The organism is Faecalibacterium sp. Marseille-Q4896 (assembly GCF_017377615.1).
GTDB lineage: Bacteria > Bacillota > Clostridia > Oscillospirales > Ruminococcaceae > Faecalibacterium > Faecalibacterium taiwanense.
This window is the reverse complement of record NZ_JAFREG010000001.1, coordinates 657974-674663: the sequence shown is the minus strand read 5'-3', so window position 1 is coordinate 674663 and position 16690 is coordinate 657974. Positions and strand designations below refer to the sequence as shown.

At 55.5% G+C, this 16690-nt stretch carries 15 protein-coding genes, 1 tRNA gene and 2 pseudogenes; 15 read left to right on the top strand and 3 right to left on the bottom strand.

Going from position 1 to position 16690, the window contains the following annotated elements:
* The first annotated feature begins 147 nt into the window (after positions 1-147).
* The 8 genes and pseudogenes from J3348_RS03390 (at position 148) to J3348_RS03360 (ending at position 4167) form a co-directional block, all read left to right on the top strand.
* Positions 148-1059, top strand: coding sequence for a hypothetical protein (locus J3348_RS03390; protein ID WP_207698290.1), 912 nt, complete (start codon positions 148-150; stop codon positions 1057-1059).
* A gap of 121 nt (positions 1060-1180) precedes the next feature.
* Entirely contained in the window at positions 1181-1429 is a 249-nt protein-coding gene (locus J3348_RS03385) for a hypothetical protein (RefSeq protein ID WP_044953420.1), read from the top strand.
* Between the two features lie 39 nt (positions 1430-1468).
* Positions 1469-1636: pseudogene (locus J3348_RS14150) on the top strand (TfoX/Sxy family protein); the annotation flags it as partial.
* Between the two features lie 11 nt (positions 1637-1647).
* Positions 1648-1878 (top strand): annotated as a pseudogene (locus J3348_RS14145) (RNHCP domain-containing protein); the annotation flags it as partial.
* A gap of 225 nt (positions 1879-2103) precedes the next feature.
* Positions 2104-2844, top strand: a complete 741-nt coding sequence (locus tag J3348_RS03375) for an N-acetyltransferase (protein ID WP_207698289.1) — start codon at positions 2104-2106, stop codon at positions 2842-2844.
* Positions 2845-3369: 525 nt separating this feature from the next.
* Complete coding sequence (locus J3348_RS03370) at positions 3370-3558, top strand: antitoxin VbhA family protein (protein WP_207698288.1); 189 nt, start codon at positions 3370-3372, stop codon at positions 3556-3558.
* Positions 3559-3560: 2 nt separating this feature from the next.
* Positions 3561-3926, top strand: a complete 366-nt coding sequence (locus tag J3348_RS03365) for a Fic family protein (protein ID WP_207698287.1) — start codon at positions 3561-3563, stop codon at positions 3924-3926.
* The gene (locus J3348_RS03360; protein WP_207698286.1) at positions 3880-4167 is read left to right on the top strand and encodes a Fic family protein; all 288 of its coding nucleotides are present in this window, start codon (positions 3880-3882) and stop codon (positions 4165-4167) included. Before J3348_RS03365 ends, J3348_RS03360 begins: the two co-directional genes overlap by 47 nt.
* Before the next feature lie 44 nt (positions 4168-4211).
* On the opposite strand, the gene J3348_RS03355 is transcribed toward J3348_RS03360, so the two are convergent.
* Together J3348_RS03355 and J3348_RS03350 are read right to left on the bottom strand one after the other, a co-directional pair.
* Positions 4212-4284, bottom strand: a tRNA-Ala gene (locus tag J3348_RS03355).
* A gap of 74 nt (positions 4285-4358) precedes the next feature.
* Complete coding sequence (locus J3348_RS03350; RefSeq protein ID WP_005939817.1) at positions 4359-5186, bottom strand: RNA methyltransferase; 828 nt, start codon at positions 5184-5186, stop codon at positions 4359-4361.
* 186 nt (positions 5187-5372) lie between these two features.
* On the opposite strand from J3348_RS03350, the gene J3348_RS03345 reads away from it, so the two are divergent.
* Positions 5373-6173: a YoaK family protein gene (locus tag J3348_RS03345; RefSeq protein ID WP_120079419.1), complete on the top strand. Its 801-nt coding sequence runs from the start codon at positions 5373-5375 to the stop codon at positions 6171-6173.
* A gap of 68 nt (positions 6174-6241) precedes the next feature.
* On the opposite strand, the gene J3348_RS03340 is transcribed toward J3348_RS03345, so the two are convergent.
* On the bottom strand, positions 6242-9544 hold the full coding sequence (locus J3348_RS03340) for an ATP-binding cassette domain-containing protein (RefSeq protein WP_207698285.1): 3303 nt from the start codon (positions 9542-9544) through the stop codon (positions 6242-6244).
* A gap of 223 nt (positions 9545-9767) precedes the next feature.
* On the opposite strand from J3348_RS03340, the gene J3348_RS03335 reads away from it, so the two are divergent.
* From J3348_RS03335 to J3348_RS14360, 6 genes are all read left to right on the top strand, one after another.
* Positions 9768-9995, top strand: coding sequence for a hypothetical protein (locus tag J3348_RS03335; RefSeq protein ID WP_207698284.1), 228 nt, complete (start codon positions 9768-9770; stop codon positions 9993-9995).
* A 68-nt stretch (positions 9996-10063) separates the two neighbouring features.
* Positions 10064-10369: a hypothetical protein gene (locus J3348_RS03330; RefSeq protein WP_101956483.1), complete on the top strand. Its 306-nt coding sequence runs from the start codon at positions 10064-10066 to the stop codon at positions 10367-10369.
* Positions 10359-11096 carry a response regulator gene (locus J3348_RS03325; RefSeq protein ID WP_005939839.1) on the top strand — a complete coding sequence of 246 codons (738 nt, stop codon included), beginning with the start codon at positions 10359-10361 and terminating at the stop codon, positions 11094-11096. The genes J3348_RS03330 and J3348_RS03325 overlap by 11 nt, the downstream gene beginning before the upstream one ends.
* Before the next feature lie 26 nt (positions 11097-11122).
* A complete protein-coding gene (locus tag J3348_RS03320) occupies positions 11123-11968 on the top strand; it encodes a HAMP domain-containing sensor histidine kinase (RefSeq protein WP_207698283.1) in 846 nt (281 codons plus the stop codon).
* 352 nt (positions 11969-12320) lie between these two features.
* Positions 12321-15260 carry an acyl-CoA dehydratase activase gene (locus tag J3348_RS03315; RefSeq protein WP_207698282.1) on the top strand — a complete coding sequence of 980 codons (2940 nt, stop codon included), beginning with the start codon at positions 12321-12323 and terminating at the stop codon, positions 15258-15260.
* 50 nt (positions 15261-15310) lie between these two features.
* Positions 15311-16627 carry a 2-hydroxyacyl-CoA dehydratase gene (locus J3348_RS14360; protein ID WP_207698281.1) on the top strand — a complete coding sequence of 439 codons (1317 nt, stop codon included), beginning with the start codon at positions 15311-15313 and terminating at the stop codon, positions 16625-16627.
* Positions 16628-16690: the final 63 nt, after the last annotated feature.

Here is a 16690-nt window from a genome sequence, read left to right as displayed (position 1 = left end):
ATAAAACTTGGAGTGCGCTCAAGGTCAAGAGGAAGATGATTTCTTTCCCGGCAGGACTGTGCTATACTGACAAAAAGATCTCCGGGTGCAGCGCAAAAGCTGCTGCAGGGAAGCTGAAACTTACAGAAATGAGGAACACACACGGCAATGGCACAGCACGAACGCAGCACGGCATATTATCATCTTCCGGGACTGTTTGAATTTTATGAACTGTACCGTGTGTTTCTGCCGCTGTTCCGTGAACACAGGGAATATTTTTACGACTGGTGCGAGATCGGTTCGGTCTACGGTGCACCGGCCGACTGCATCTGGGGCGGGGGCCGCACTGGCTTTGGCGATGCACAGCCGCACCGGGTGCTTGCACTGATGCAGGAATATGGCATATCGGCCCGGCTCACCTTCAGCAATTCGCTGCTCCGGAAAGAGCACCTTGCAGACCGGAAATGCAATGCCCTCTGTGCGCTGTTTGAAAAAGAAAACCGTGTGCAGAATGGTGTCATCGTCCATTCGGACCTGCTGCTGGACTACCTGAAAAGGCAGTATCCGGGCCTTTATTTCGTGTCCTCCACAACAAAAGTCCTTACAGATTTTCAGCAGCTCCGCAGAGAGACGGAACGGGAAGAGTTCCGCTATGTTGTGCCGGATTTCCGCCTGAACAAGTCGTTTGCAGAGCTGGATACCCTGCCGCAGGATCAGAAGGACAAGGTGGAATTTCTGTGCAACGAATGCTGCTGGTACGGCTGCCGGGACAGAAAGCACTGCTACGAGAATGTCAGCCGCAAAAATCTGGGCGAGGACTGCCCGGACCACCGCTGCACAGCGCCGGGCGCACAGCAGGGCTATCGTTTTTCAAAGGCAATGGAAAACCCCGGCTTCATCGGGGCCGGGGATATCCGCAAAATTTATCTGCCCGGCGGCTTTTCCAACTTCAAAATCGAGGGGCGGGGACTGGGCAGCGCGTTGATACTGGAATTTCTGCTTTACTACATGACAAAGCCTGAGTATCAGCTGCGCGTCCGGGAAGAAATTTATCTGGACAACATGCTGGATCTGTTCTGATGGCCCTGAGCCGCGTTCATATTTGCTTCCGTGATGCATCTTGCCGCCTTCGGGCGGCTTTTGTTTTAGGATGTACTGATTGACACCCTCAAAAGCATCCTGCAGGGAGGTGCGGCCTGCATTGTTCTCGGAACGCTATGTGGACCGTATGATCTCTTACCATGCAGGAATTTTCCGTTCCCTGATTGCAGGCGGCGAAATTCGGGATGAGGACCCGGATACATTGGCATGGATGTACGTTTCCCCGGTCATCACCCTGCTCAGTGTCTGTGACCGCCAGCCGGAACGAGAAGCCGAAAGCCTTGAAAAGTTGGACGCTCATGTGAAGCTGTTCTTCCGTACCTTTAACATTGAACGAGGTGAAAAATGAAATCATCCGATGAATCAATACGAAGGGTGGTGTGAAATAATGGCTTCCAGCAAAGAATATCTTCATTTTATTTTGGAACAGCTATCAGATTTGGATGATATCTCGTATCGGTCTATGATGGGAGAATATATCCTTTATTATCGCGGTAAAATCGTCGGCGGAGTCTATGACGACAGATTGCTTGTAAAGAAAACAAGATCTGCTTTGGAATGTATGCCTGCGGCGGCATCATGGAGCCGGTGGCCGTCTGGGTACGCAAGGGCGGCGAGTGGGCCATCATCCACCGCTGCAAACGCTGCGGAAAGCTCAGCTCCAACCGGGTGGCGGCAGACGACAATCCCATGAAGCTCATGAGCATTGCCATGAAGCCCCTGTGCTCTCCGCCGTTTCCGCTGGACTATCTTGAGGAAATGACCGCCTTGATGGGCGGCGATGGACGGATGCGGTAAGCCGCAGCCAAAAACAAAAAAGTCGCTGTGTCGGAGAAGCGCTCTGCGACACAGCGGCTTTTTACAACTTACTGCACTCATCATGGAACAATCGGGCGTTCTGTGCTATATTCTTTAAAGAGCCTAAAGCATTGCTGCCGGGCAGATCACCGTCAACGGCACGGCAGACGGGAAAATGGAAGAAACTGTGCCGGAAAAGGCATAAGGATATAGGGGGACGCTTCGATGGAGTATATCCGAATCACAAAAGAAAACATCGACAAGGAACACATCTGTTGTGCCATGTCCGGCAAACAGAGCCTTGCCAAGAAGGAATGGCTTAAGCAGCGATTTGAGGAGGGGCTTGTCTTTTACCGCAGTGCGGAGCGCGGCAAATGCTTTATCGAGTACATCCCGGCAGAAAACGCATGGGTGCCCATTGAAGCGGCAGGATGGCTTTATATCAACTGTCTGTGGGTCTCCGGCTCCTTGAAAGGGCACGGCTATTCCAGCGAGCTGCTGGAAGAATGCCTTCGGGATGCCAAGGCGCAGGGCAAAAACGGCGTTTGTATTCTGTGTGCAGAGGGGCGCAAACGAGAATTCCTTGCTGACCCAAAGTTTTTGAACCATAAGGGCTTTAAGGTTTCGGACATCTCCGATTGCGGGATCAACCTCATGTGCCTGCCCCTTGCAGAGAATGCCCAGCCGCCAAAATTCAAGGCCTGCGCCAAGCATCCCAAGGTGGAGGAAAAAGGCTTTGTCCTCTACTATACCGACCAGTGCCCCTACACCTATTATTGGGTGCCAAAGGTGCAGGAGGCTGCAAGGGAACACGGGATTCCGTTCAATGCCATCCACATCACCGAGAAAGAGACGGCACAGAATGTGCCCGCACCCGTCACAACATACGCGTTGTTCCGGGATGGGAAGTTTGTGACCCAGAGCATCCAGTCGGACAAGAAATTTTTGAAATTGGCGGCAGAATAATTCAATCAAGCAAAACGCCAGACGCTCAGACGCAGTGCAGCCCATAGAATTGGGGTGCGCTGCGTTTTTTATTTTGGAAGATAAAGAATAGGAGACCCTGCAATGAAAAAAAATAAGGACGGCTTCGCTTTTCCTGCTTATGGTTCTGGGAACCGGGCTGGTGCGGATGGCTCCAAGGTGAAGGAAAAGCGGTTCCGTTATAGCTGCCATTATAATGTACGGCATCCGAGTCAATGCGATGGACAGTCCGGCTATGGTGTAACAAAACTGGACGCAATCGTAGAGAGTATCGTATGCACCAAGTTTTCGGAGATTTTAGAGTGTTCCAAAAGCAAGCTGCTTCAGGATATGCTTCGCAAGGACATGGAAGTAGCGCAGAAAGAAGTATCACGTGCAAAGAGTGAACTCGACCTCAAGGAGAATGCATGCACTTTTTATATTTGGCATCAAGTTTATAGATTGACAAGAGTACGCATACACGATAAACTTTATATAGTATCATGTGGATTAAAAGGAGACTCAACCATGAGTGTCAAGTATACTACCCCTGCCCAGCACAAGCGCAACCTCCGCAATGTGTATGGAACCTTTGCCATCGAGGGCATGACCATCAGCAAAGATACACGCAGCAACCTTGACCGTATTGGCAGCGGTCAGGCCAGCTATCAGCAGGTCGTGAATGAACTGCGCGCAAAGTACGCGAAGAAGGGCTGATTATGTTCTCAAAGTATGATATCTACACCACCGTGCAGTCCATGTACTGCTACCCGGATACGGATGTTCTGATCAACAAGTTGAACATTCATGATAAAGCCGAACTCAAACAGGCCGAAGAAGAATTTACGGCTGTAAAACAGATGGCTCTGTTACAGGAGCCAATCAAGGGACGTTTTACCAAAACTCACCTATTTCGGATTCACCGCTTCCTTTTTGAAGATGTGTACCCGTTTGCAGGGCACATCCGCAAGGAGCAAATCAGCAAGGGCGACACGATGTTCTACCCGCCAGACCTGATTGACCGAGAATTAGAAGCGGGTGTTCAAAACCATTCACTCCAAGAAGCTGCTTGCCGAACAGGATAAAGAAAAGCAGATTCAAAATCTGTCGCAGACGATGGCCGAACTGAACATCATCCATCCATTCCGTGAGGGAAATGGCCGTAGCACCCGTGAATTGATTCGCTGCATGGCGTTGGAATATGGTCTGCATATTAACTGGGGCAACACTGACCGGGAAACTTTGATCAACGCCGCAATCGCCGCCGTAGATGATGATATGGCGTTCTGCGATGTTCTAAGACAGTGCGTTGAAACGAAAAACTAGCGAAAAACGCCCTGCCGAGATACGGCAGGACGTTTTGTTTTTTATGGACCTAGAGGGATTCGAACCCTTGACCTCTCGGATGCGAACCGAACGCTCTCCCAACTGAGCTATAGGCCCATGTGATGACCCTGTAAGTGTAACTCTGTTCGGGAAATTTGTCAAGTATTTTGGGCAGGGCCAAAAAGCATCGCTCAGCGGTTGCCTAGCTGCCAGAAAGCAACAGCGCTGGCAGCGGCAACGTTCAGGGAATCCACGCCGTGGGACATAGGGATTTTTACGGTGTAGTCACAGGCGGCAATGGTGCTGTGGGCAAGGCCGTCACCCTCTGTGCCCAGCACGATGGCGAGCTTCGGCTCGGCGGAAAGAGCGCTGTCGTCAATGCTTACGGAACGGTCGCTCAGAGCCATGGCAGCAGTCTTGAAGCCAAGACTGTGCAGCTGAGCAATGCCGTTTTCCGGCCAGTCGGCAGGGCAGGTGCCGATCTGCGCCCAGGGCACCTGAAACACGGTGCCCATGCTCACACGCACGGCACGGCGGCACAGCGGGTCGCAGCAGGAAGGAGTAACGAGCACGGCATCCATGTTCAGTGCAGCGGCGCTGCGGAAGATCGCTCCCACATTGGTGGAGTCCACAATGCCCTCCAGAACGGCCACCCGGCGGGCATTGCGGCAGACCTCTTCCACGCTGCGCGGCAGCGGGCGGCGGAAGGCGCACAGCACGCCGCGGGTCAGCTCGAAGCCGGTCAGGCTGGCAAGGGTCTCGCGGTCGGCTGTGTACACCGGGGCATCCCCGCAACGGGTCAGGATATCGGCAGCCGGGCCGGTGATCTGTTTACGCTCCATGAGCAGGGAGAGCGGTGTGTATCCGGCATCCAGCGCGCGGGCGATCACCTTGGGACTTTCGGCAATAAAGATGCCTTTTTCCGGTTCCAGACGATTGCGCAGCTGCGCCTGCGTCAGGCGGGCATAGACATCCAGCTCCGGTGCGGAAAGGTCTGTGATCTCGACAATATTCGGCATAAGGAAGTTCTCCTTTGGAAAAGCTTTTTTCTTATTCTAACACAACCTGTGAGGGAATGCAAAGTGCGGGCTGTATTTTTGGCGCTGGCAGAGCGCAAGGATACACATGCCGGATATGTAAAACTGATATGGACCAAGCTGTAAAAATATATTATAATAGGGTACGAAAAGAGGGGAAAAGGTAATATGAAAACAAAACATCATGGGCAGATGTCAGAGTCCTTCCTGACGGCGGTGTTCCTTTCGCTTTCGGGCGGGCTGCAGGATGCCTATACGTATCTGTTCCGCGGTAAGGTGTTTGCAAATGCACAGACCGGCAACATCGTGCTGCTGAGTTCCAACATCATGGATGGTCAGTGGGATCGGGTGCTGCACTATCTGGTTCCTCTGTGTGCTTTTGCGCTGGGCGTACTGGTGGCAGAAAAGATGCGGGAGAGCTTTTGCAACATGCAGCGGCTTCACTGGCGGCAACTGGTGGTGCTGGGCGAAGTGCTTCTGCTGTTCATTGTTGGCTTTCTGCCACAGGAGCAAAACCTGCTGGCAAACGCCATCGTTTCCTTCTCCTGCGCAATGCAGGTGCAGGCGTTCCGCAAGGTGAACGGCTATGCATTTGCCAGCACCATGTGCATTGGTGACCTGCGCAGCGGTGTGGAAGCATTCTGCATCTGGAGCAAGACCCATGAACCGAAAGTTAAGGACCGGATGATGCGTTATTTTGGCATCATTCTGTTGTTCGCGGTGGGTGCCGGTATTGGAAGCATGGGCGCAGCGCGGCTGGCAGGAAAGACCATCTGGATCTCCTGCGGGCTGCTGCTGGTAAGCTTTGCGCTCATGTTCATCCGGGAAGAAATCGAAGAAAACCCTGCGATCGAAAAGGATCTGGCTGAGATCCGGCAGGAGACACGGGAGATCGACCGGACTCTCAAGCAGGAACTGAAGGAAGAGCGCGAGGAACTGCATGAGGAATTACACGAGAAATTGAGATAAAGCACCGGACATCAAAAAAGGAGCCGCTGCGTGATGCAGCGACTCCTTTTGCTTGTCGAGAAAGAAAATTACTCAGAACGCAGGGCGGTGACGGGGTTGCACTTGGCTGCGCTGCGGGCGGGAATCAGACCGCCAAGGATCGTGAGCAGGGTAGCCAGAACGATCAGGACCAGTGCAGCCTTGGGCGGCAGCACAGCGGTGACGCTGGTGGTTCCTGCAATGGAGTGGATGAGCATGTTGCCAGGGATCAGCAGCAGCAGGCACAGGCCCACGCCGATCACGCCGGAGCACATTCCGATAATGAAGGTCTCGGCATTGAACACCTCGGAGACATTGTGCTTGGATGCACCGATGGCACGCAGAATACCGATCTCCTTGCGGCGTTCCAGCACGCTGATATAGGTGATGACACCGATCATGATGGAAGAAACCGCCAGCGAGATGGCAACAAAGGCCACCAGCACATTGCTGACCATATCCACGATCTTGGTCACGGCGCTCATCAGGGTGCCGACCGTATCCGAGAATACGATCACCTTGTCCTCTTCGCCCTGCGCACGCATGGCGGCGTTGTAGGCGTTCAGGCTGTCCACGATGCGGTTCTTGGCCTCAAAGCTCTTGGGGTAGATCCAGATGCTGCCGGGCTTTGCATAATCCGAATAGCCCAGTGCACCAAGAACACTGCTGTAGGAGGTGGTGCTGGACTGCAGGTTCATCTTGACCAGATCCACAAGGTCGTCGGTGCTCATGTTCACCTGCACGGCACTCTGGAACACGGTGGGGTCGATCTTCAGGGCATCTTCCACCTGACTGCTGAGCTGAGCGATGTTGTTCTGGATGGCGGACTGGATCTGCTGGCTGAACTGAGTGGTCAGCTGGGTCATCAGCTGCTGCATCACGGTGCTCATCTGGGTCTGAATGGCAGCGGTGAGTTTGGTCTGCAGAGCTTCGCCCAGCTTCTGGCTCAGCTGTTCCGAGTAGCTTTGCAGATAGCTCGTCATGATGCCCTGCAGGTTCTGCTGCAGCGAAGCGGTGAACTGCTCCTGCAGGCCGGTGGTGTCCAGCAGGTCGCCCATGGATTCGGACAGAAGCTGCTTGAACTGGTCGCTCTCCATATAGGAAGAGAAACCGATCTTATCCAGATTCAAGATGCCGTTGCCGATGATATAGCGCTTATAGCCATTCATGATCTTCTTCATCAGGCTCTGCAGCGCATCCTCCGAGACGGACAGGTCCATATCGGCAAACAACTGGCTCAGATCCAGCGCGTCCATGTCCGGCAGCTCCACATCACTCATGTCGATGTCGCTCAGGTCCAGATCGCTCAGATCCAGCTGGAATGCGGACGGATCAAGGATGGAGGAAAAGTCAAAGCTGCCATCCTGCAGATCAAATGCACCGCTCAGGTCGAACTGCAGCTTGCTTGCATCGAACTGGAAGGCATCCTTCAGCATATCGGTATCCACCGAGAACAGGGAAGAAATGTCAAGATCGGTTTCGCGCTGGTCGGCATCAAAGCGCTCGCCGGTCAGCACGTTCACTTCCGGGTCGGCAAGCTGCTGCTTTACCACTTCACTTTCGGCTGCATGGTCGATGGCGTAGTAGGTGAGTGCATGGGTATAGGCAACGCCTATGGGCAGAATGGTGGAGCTGGCATCTGCGCGGGGCTGCACTACGCCCACGATGGTCAGATCCGGACTGTTTTCCACAAGCTGCTCCACATACGCTTCATCGTCGGAGCGGTTGCGCCAGATTTGGCGTTCTTCGTCATAAACGTAATAGTCCGAGCTGGTAACGATCTTATATTTCAGGCCCACAAAGGTATCGTAGGGGTAGGTGCCGTAGCCGGTGGGAGCCTGTGTGTTCTTGTTTTTTGCGTACTCCTGCAGAAAACGCATCATCACGCTGTCGTCCTCAATGCCCAGAATATAAAGAGCGTAATCGCTGATGCTGCCATCCGAATTCAGCACAAGAACGGCCTCGTTGTAGCTTTCCGGCCAGCGGCCTGCCTTGACATCGTACTGATCTTCGTACAGCGAAGGCTCTTCGGCCATCTCGGTAAACACGCTCTGATTGGTCATGGAAGAGACGATGCCGGCGGCAGAGGTGGTGTTGTTCAGCGCAGAAAGGCTGCTGTCCGGGAAGATCTGGCGCACGGTGCCGTCCTTGTTCTGGCGGTAGATCAGCGGTGCGATGCCGTAGGAATACTCGATGGAAGCAGCATCCTCCGAGATGGTGCATTCGTCGCTGTCCAGATATTTTTTCAGGGAGGCAAGGTCATTGACGGAGGAATTATCCTCGGTCAGCTGGCTCAGCAGTTCGCGCACTGTGACCATGCCCTCCGGGGTGGAAGAAGCGCTGGTGGCGCCCACATTGGTGTTGTTGGCAACGGCGCTGGTGTAGCTTCCCGGGTCCAGCAGGGCGGCAAGGTCTACGCCGGTGGTCGAGATCTGCAGCGGATATTCCGAAAGGGTGGAGCGTTCCATCTCCTGGATATAATTGCTCACACCGGCCGAGAGCGAAAGGATGAGCGCAATGCCGATGATGCCGATGGAACCCGCAAATGCGGTGAGCAGGGTGCGGGTCTTTTTGGTGAGCAGATTGTTGAAGCTCAGCGCGAGAGCGGTGAGCGGCGACATGGAAGAACGGCCCAGATTTTTGTGCACCGGCGGCACTTGAGCGGAATCATCCGGCGCAAACGGTGCGGTGTCCGATTGGATCACGCCGTCCCGCAGGCGGACGATGCGGGTAGCATACTGCTCTGCAAGCTCCGGGTTATGGGTGACCATGACCACAAGGCGGTCTTTGGCCACCTCCTTCAGCAGCTCCATCACCTGAATGCTGGTGTCGCTGTCCAGTGCGCCGGTCGGCTCGTCGGCCAGCAGGATGTCGGGGTTGTTGACCAGTGCGCGGGCAATGGCCACACGCTGCATCTGGCCGCCGGACATTTCGCTGGGGTGCTTGTGCAGCTGGTCGCCCAGACCTACCTGCTCCAGCGCCTTGGTGGCCCGGTTGCGGCGCTCGGCACCGGAAATGCCGGAGATGGTCAGCGCCAGCTCCACATTGGAAAGCACTGTCTGGTGCGGGATGAGGTTATAGCTCTGGAACACAAAGCCAATGGTGTGGTTGCGGTAAGAGTCCCAGTCGCGGTCGGTATATTTCTTGGTAGAGATGCCGTTGATGATCAGATCACCGCTGTCGTAGCGGTCCAGACCGCCAATGACGTTCAGCAGGGTGGTCTTACCGGAACCGCTGGGGCCGAGAATGGCGACGAATTCGTTGTCCCGCAGGTTCAGGCTGACATCATCCAGTGCTTTCTGCACCAGATCGCCGGTTTTGTATTCTTTCTTGATGTGGTTGAGTTGGAGCATGTGTGAGCCTTTCCGGCGCATCCTCGCAGGAACGCTGCCGCTGTACATTATAATAAACTGCCCGGATACAGGACCCGCAGCAAGGCGTTATACACTTCTATTTTACCGAAATAATATGAAAAAACTGTGTATATTTCAACGTAAATTTTGACCGGACCGGTATTTTTGGCTTTTGAGGCAGAAAAACAGGAAAATAAAGGAAAAATTGACGTGGAGGTTGAATTTGCGTCGCCGTCGTGCTATTTTAATAGCGGAAGATCCTGATAAAACAGAAAAGCATCGCGAAAGCAGAATTACACTGCCAATACGACGCAAAAAATCTGCGATGAACCGCAAGCACAAAATAAAATGTGTCACAGCGCAGAAAAACACGACAAAAAAATGCAACGAATGTGATTTTGATGTTTTTAGACGCTTTTTCAGGATTGAACCAGCCCTCTCTGCTCTTTAAAATAAGATAAGAAAAACAAGGAATGCCTTGAAAACGTCGCAGGACCTTGTAGCAAGGGAGGAAAAATTATGGAACGTACATTTTCACCTATGATCCGTCAGTTTTCGGCAATCGACGGGTTGCAGAAAGCATATACGCTGGTATACTCAATGGATACAGGCAACGAAAACGGCTGCTGCCTGACGCTTTGCCGTACCGGGAACCGGCAGTACATGCAAAGCTGCTACATTGCAGCTGCACCAGAGTTCTGCTACCGGATCCTGCGCTATCTGTGTGAGAATGGCGTCCAGCCGGAGATCTGGCAGGATGTGGTAGAAGAACTGACCGATACAGAACAGCTCAGGCAGAAAGGCGGCGCGTTGCGTGGAGAGTGAGCACACAGCAAAAACGCTGCAGATCGCCCTTGGAAGCTACGACCGCAAGGAGCTGCGGGTGGAAAAGAACTACCTGCAGGAGCAAAGCCCTGCGTTGGAGTGCACCTGCTTCCAGAACGGCGGCCGTCTGCTGGAACAGCTGCGTCAGGGCCGTCAGTTTGATGTTGTGATCCTCTGCAGCCAGCTGGAAGATATGAGCGGGCTGGAGTTTTTAATGAATATCCGCAGCATGGATCCCAAACCGAATGTTGTTCTGTTTGATGAGGGCAGGCGGCAGAATACGAGTGCCATTTGTCTGGAATCGGGCGATGGATTCTGCTATGTGGGCCATGCCGAACTGAAGAACCTGCTGTGGGAGCTGTACCGCCTGCCGGGACGGCAGAGCCAGCGCATGGAACGCAAGTGTCAGGAACTGTACGAGGGCTGGGGCATCCAGCTGCCGGACGTGAACTGCAACTATCTTTCCTGTGCGGTGGGCGTGGTGTACGGCACCAGCCAGAAGCTGGCCATCCGCAAGGAAATCCTGCAGGCGGTGAGCGAGCAGTACGATGTGTCGGTCTCTGCTGTGGACAGCGGCATCCGGCGTATGATCGACCAGCTGGAAGCAAAGCCCTCGGCCAAGTGGCTGCGCTTCAAGGACGAAAGCGGATTTGCGGACGAGAAACCTACCACTGGTAAACTGATCTACACTGTCAAGAATTATCTTCAGCGTCAGAAGGACGACTGAGCATAAAACACAGGAGGCGCAAGGGTATGGAGCAGATGCGGCAGAACGAGGCGGGTGCACTGACCGCGCAGGCGATCCCGCAGAAGGATGTGGAACAGGCATGCTTCCATGCACTGGGCCTGATCGGACGCAATTGCGAATATCTGGACCAGCACCTTGCGCATGTGGGTGCCGACCAGCAGACCCGGCAGGCGGTGAACGATATCAGCGCTGCGTCGGCAAGGCTGGACCGCACTGTGAACGAAGTGATGTCGCTGCTGGATTTTCTGCGCACCGAGGAAGACCCGCGGCTCTATCCGCTGGACCTGTGCCAGCTGCTGCAGCAGGTCGCCGCACAGGCCGATATGGTGCAGGCGCAGCTTGGGGTGGAACTGACGCTGGACTATGGCGGCTGGACAGCCTGCCGGATCATGGCGGACCGCAATGATGCAGAACTGCTGTGCCTGCATCTGCTTTCGAATGCCTTGCGGGCCTGCAGTGCAGGCGGCAAAGTGCGGCTGATGCTGCGCCGCAGCGAAAGCTTCTGGCAGTTGACGGTGATGGATAATGGCTGCGGCCTGCCGGAAGCAGGCGAGGATACATGGCTGGAGAACCGGCGCTGCTTTCTGGGCGGCGCAAAGCTGGGCCTGCTGCTCTGCCGCGAGTGCTGCCGCCGTATGGGCTGGGGCCTACGGGTGGAGCGCGCACCGGAAAAGGGCACACAGGCAGTGGTGACCATTCCGCTGTGCACCGACCGCATAACGGAGCCGACGGTAGAGCTGCATACGGGCGGCGATACGGCACAGGCACAGCAGCATCAGTACCAGCTGCGCAATATGCTGGTGCGGGAGCTGCGTACCATGCCGGAGCGCGGCGACCCGGACGAGCTGTGATGCATGCTGCATGATTGCATTATAATAATGAATAAGGACTGCTGCGGGGGAGATGCTCCTGTGCGGCAGTCCTTTTTTGTTGGCAAAGGTTAAAAAACTTTGCCGAGACACCGGCGCAGCCGCATAAAAAGCGACAAGTTCACAAAATGTTTAACTTTTTGAGCGGAAAATACTATTTTTTCTGTGTAAAATAAAGGACGCTGATTGATTGTGCCGCAAAATTGGATTATAATACATTTGTATGCGAATTGACAAAATGATTCGTTAACAAACTAATTTTTGGCAAAGAAATTGATTTTGCCGTCCACCGGGGGCTTTGCCTCCGGCATTTGTCCTTAGGAGGAAAAACAACGTGAGAGTAGGTCTTGACATCGGCAGTACCACCATCAAGTGTGTGGTGCTGGATGAACATGATGCGCTGCTGTATTCTACATACGAACGGCATTACAGCCATATTCTGGAAAAGGCGCAGGAGCTGCTGCGCCGCATCGATGCCGAGCAGCTGCACGGTCAGAAGGCGCTGCTGAGCATTTCCGGTTCGGCGGGCATGGGTCTGGCCGACAGCTGCGGCGTGCCCTTTGTGCAGGAGGTGTTCTCCACCCGCGTGGCGGTCAAGCGCTTTGTGCCTGCCACCGACTGCGTGATCGAACTGGGCGGTGAGGATGCCAAGATCCTGTTTTTGACCAACGGTACCGAGGTGCGCATGAACGGCAGCTGTGCCGGCGGCACCGGTGCCTTTATCGACCAGATGGCCACCCTGCTGAAAATGGGTGCCGACGAGATGAACAAGGCAGCAGAGAACGCACAGCGCACCTACACCATTGCGTCCCGCTGCGGCGTGTTTGCCAAGAGCGACGTGCAGCCCCTGATCAATCAGGGTGCCCGCACCGAGGACATTGCTGCCAGCATTTATAAGGCTGTGGTCAACCAGACCATTGCAGGCCTTGCACAGGGCCGTCCCATCAAGGGCAATATCCTGTATCTGGGCGGCCCGCTCACCTTCAGCAGCGTGCTGCGCAAGAGCTTTGACGAAGCGCTGAACGTGACCGGCATCTGCCCGGAGAACAGCCTGCTGTATGTGGCACTGGGCGCTGCCCTCTATGCCGACAAGGCTTTCGTTCTGTCTGAGGTGGCCGATGCGCTGGATCAGTATGCTGCCACCGCCACCTACGCCAGTGAGCCGCCGCTGTTCGCCAGCAAGGAGGAGTATGAGGCGTTCCACGCCCGCCACATGTCCCACAGTGTGCCGCGTGTGCCGTTCAGCGCGCAGTGCGGCCCGGTGCATATCGGCATCGACTCCGGCTCCACCACCGTCAAGCTGGTGGTGGTGGACGAGAAGAGCCAGATCCTTTACACCAACTATCAACCGAACCTCGGCAACCCGCTGCCCCTCATCCGGGAGCAGCTGCTCAAAATTTACAAGGAGCACCCGGGCCTGCAGGTGGCCAGCGTGACCACCACCGGCTACGGCGAAGAGCTGGTGAAGAACGCATTCCGCTGCGATTACGGTCTGGTGGAAACGGTGGCGCACTTTACCGCTGCAAAATACTTTATGCCGGATGTGGATTTCATCATCGACATCGGCGGTCAGGATATGAAGTGCTTCAAGATCGAAGATGGTGCCATCAGCAACATCTTCCTGAACGAAGCATGTTCCTCCGGCTGTGGCAGCTTTTTGCAGACCTTTGCACAGGCACTGGGCTACGATGTGAAGAAATTTGCCAGCTTGGGCCTGTTCGCAGACCGTCCGGTGGATCTGGGCAGCCGCTGCACCGTGTTCATGAACAGCTCGGTCAAGCAGGCCCAGAAGGACGGCGCCAGCATCGAGAACATCTCGGCTGGTCTGTCCATCAGCGTGGTCAAGAACGCACTGTACAAGGTCATCCGCGCTTCCAGCCCGGAAGAGCTGGGCCGCAAGATCGTGGTGCAGGGCGGTACCTTCTATAATGAAGCCGTGCTGCGCGCCTTTGAAAAGGAGATGGGCGTGGAGGTCATCCGCCCGGACATTGCCGGCTTGATGGGCGCTTACGGTGCGGCTCTGTTCGGCCTGCGCCAGAGCCAGAAGGCCCACAAGACTGCTTCTGCCATGATGAACGAGCAGGAGCTGGAAGCCTTTGCACAGAAGGTGGTCAGCGTCAAGTGCGGCGGCTGCGGAAACCACTGCCAGCTCACCGTCAACACCTTTGCGGATGGCCGCAAGTACATCTCCGGCAACCGCTGCGACAAGCCTGTGACCGGCAAGAGTGCCGACGACAGTCTGAACCTCTACGCCTACAAGCAGCAGCTTCTGGCCGAGTACAAGCCGGTGGCCGGCAAGCGCGGCTCCATCGGCATCCCGCTGTGTCTGGGCTTCTACGAGCTGCTGCCCTTCTGGTGGGCCTTCTGGACAAAGCTTGGCTTTGCCGTGCACACCAGCCCGGTGTCCAGCCGCGGCCTGTACCTCGCCGGTCAGGCTACTATCCCCAGCGATACCGCCTGCTTCCCGGCAAAGCTGAGCCACGGCCACATCAAGGCCCTGAGTCAGATGCAGCTGGATGCTATTTTCTACCCCTGCCTGACCTACAATGTGGACGAGGGACTGGGCGACAACCACTATAACTGCCCGGTGGTGGCCTACTACCCCGAGGTTCTGGCAGGCAACTGCCCGGAACTGGAGGGCACCAAGTTCATCTATGACTATGTGGGCATCCACCGCCCTAAGGACTTTGTGCACAAGATGGCAAAGAACATCCTGCCCAAGTACTTCGGCGGCATCTCTGAAAAAGAGGTGCAGGCCGCAGCAGATGCCGCCTATGCGGAATACGAGTCCCACATGGCAAAGATCCGCGTGAAGGGCAGCGAGATCATCGATGAAGCCCGCCGTCAGGGCAAGCGCATCATCGTGCTGGCAGGCCGCCCCTACCATGTGGACCCCGAGGTGAACCACGGCATCGACCGCCTCATCACCCGCCACGGTGCTGCCGTTGTTACCGAGGACAGCATTTCCAACCGGGTGCAGAAGTTCCCCACCAGTGTGCTGAACCAGTGGACCTACCACAGCCGCCTGTATGCCGCCGCCAAGTACTGCACCACCCAGAAGGATATGGATCTGGTGCAGCTGGTGTCCTTCGGCTGCGGCGTGGATGCCATCACCACCGACGAGACCCGCGAAATTCTGCAGGAGGGCGGCAAGCTCTACACCCAGCTCAAGATCGACGAGATCACCAATCTGGGTGCCGTGAATATCCGCCTGCGCAGTCTGTTCGCCGCTCTGGATGAGCGCGACGAGGTGGCCGCAGAAAAGGCAGAATAAAATAGAGATAGAGCAAAAAGCTTTTTAAGAAAGCAACATAGGAGGAACCTATGGAATACAATTATCCCAAATTTACTCCGGAGATGAAGAAGACCCATACCATCCTCATCCCCAACATGGCCATTACCCAGTTCCGCCTGCTGGAGTACGCTCTGCGTTACGACGGCTACAAGTGCGAAATTCTGGGCAACTGCGGCAGTGCTGTGGCACAGCTGGGCCTGAAATACGTCCACAACGACACCTGCTACCCGGCTCTGCTGGTCATCGGTCAGTTTCTGGACGCGCTGAACAGCGGTAAGTATGATCTGGAGCATACTGCGCTGCTCATCACCCAGACCGGCGGTGGCTGCCGTGCCTCCAACTACATTCATCTGCTGCGCAAGGCACTGGTGAAGGCGGGCTATCCGCAGATCCCGGTGGCCAGCCTGAACTTCTCGGGTCTGGAAAAGGACAGCGGCTTCCAGATGACCCTGCCGCTGGCCCGCCGTGCGCTGGCCTGCATCTTCTACGGCGACATGCTGTGCGCTCTGCGCAATCAGGTGGCACCTTACGAGAACGAGAAGGGGGCTGCCGATAAGATGGTAGACCTGTGGGTGGAACGCTTGGGCCGCGTGCTGCTGGCAGGCAAGGGCTACACCTCCAAGGAGATGAAGCACACCTTCCCCCTCATCGCAAAGGACTTTGCTGCCATCCCCGTTACCCGGGTGCCCAAGGTCAAGGTGGGCGTGGTTGGCGAAATTTACGTCAAGTACAGCCCGCTGGGCAACAACGACCTACAGAAGTTCCTCGAAAGTCAGGACTGCGAGGTGAACTTCCCGGGCCTGATGGGCTTTGTGCAGTACTGCGCCTTCAACATGGGCGAGGATCACGTCCTGTACGGCGGCAAGCTGGCGGTGAAGATCGGCATTGACCAGTTCCTGAACTGGCTGGACAGCATCGAGCGCGCCATGCTCAAGGCTGAGGCCGACGCAGGCTTCTACGCCCCCGGCCCCTTCAAGGAGCTGGTGGAAAAGCCCAAGGGCATCATTTCGCTGGGTGCCAAGATGGGCGAGGGCTGGCTGCTGACTGCCGAGATGATCGAGCTGGTGCAGGGCGGCTACGGCAACATCGTGTGTGCCCAGCCCTTCGGCTGCCTGCCCAACCACATCGTGGGCAAGGGCATGGTGAACAAGATTCGCGCCCTGTACCCCAGTGCCAACATCACCCCCATCGATTACGACCCCAGCGCCACCAAGGTCAATCAGGAGAACCGCATCAAGCTGATGCTGGCAGTGGCCAAAGAGCGCCTGAATGCCCCGGTGGAGACAAAGCCTCTGACGGCAGAGGAGATCGCAGGCGGCGCACCCAAAGTCGGAGCAGCGGTCTGATGTTCTAAAGCGGAAAATACCGAAATGCAAAAAGCCCGTCCGGGCGTAAAACTCGGACGGGCT

Coding starts and splice junctions, on each gene's coding strand:
- J3348_RS03390 (WP_207698290.1), top strand. CDS start 148: ATGGCACAGCACGAACGCAGCACGGCATATTATCATCTTCCGGGACTG.
- J3348_RS03375 (WP_207698289.1), top strand. CDS start 2,104: ATGGAGTATATCCGAATCACAAAAGAAAACATCGACAAGGAACACATC.
- J3348_RS03370 (WP_207698288.1), top strand. CDS start 3,370: ATGAGTGTCAAGTATACTACCCCTGCCCAGCACAAGCGCAACCTCCGC.
- J3348_RS03365 (WP_207698287.1), top strand. CDS start 3,561: ATGTTCTCAAAGTATGATATCTACACCACCGTGCAGTCCATGTACTGC.
- J3348_RS03350 (WP_005939817.1), bottom strand. CDS start 5,186: ATGCCGAATATTGTCGAGATCACAGACCTTTCCGCACCGGAGCTGGAT.
- J3348_RS03345 (WP_120079419.1), top strand. CDS start 5,373: ATGAAAACAAAACATCATGGGCAGATGTCAGAGTCCTTCCTGACGGCG.
- J3348_RS03340 (WP_207698285.1), bottom strand. CDS start 9,544: ATGCTCCAACTCAACCACATCAAGAAAGAATACAAAACCGGCGATCTG.
- J3348_RS03330 (WP_101956483.1), top strand. CDS start 10,064: ATGGAACGTACATTTTCACCTATGATCCGTCAGTTTTCGGCAATCGAC.
- J3348_RS03320 (WP_207698283.1), top strand. CDS start 11,123: ATGGAGCAGATGCGGCAGAACGAGGCGGGTGCACTGACCGCGCAGGCG.
- J3348_RS14360 (WP_207698281.1), top strand. CDS start 15,311: ATGGAATACAATTATCCCAAATTTACTCCGGAGATGAAGAAGACCCAT.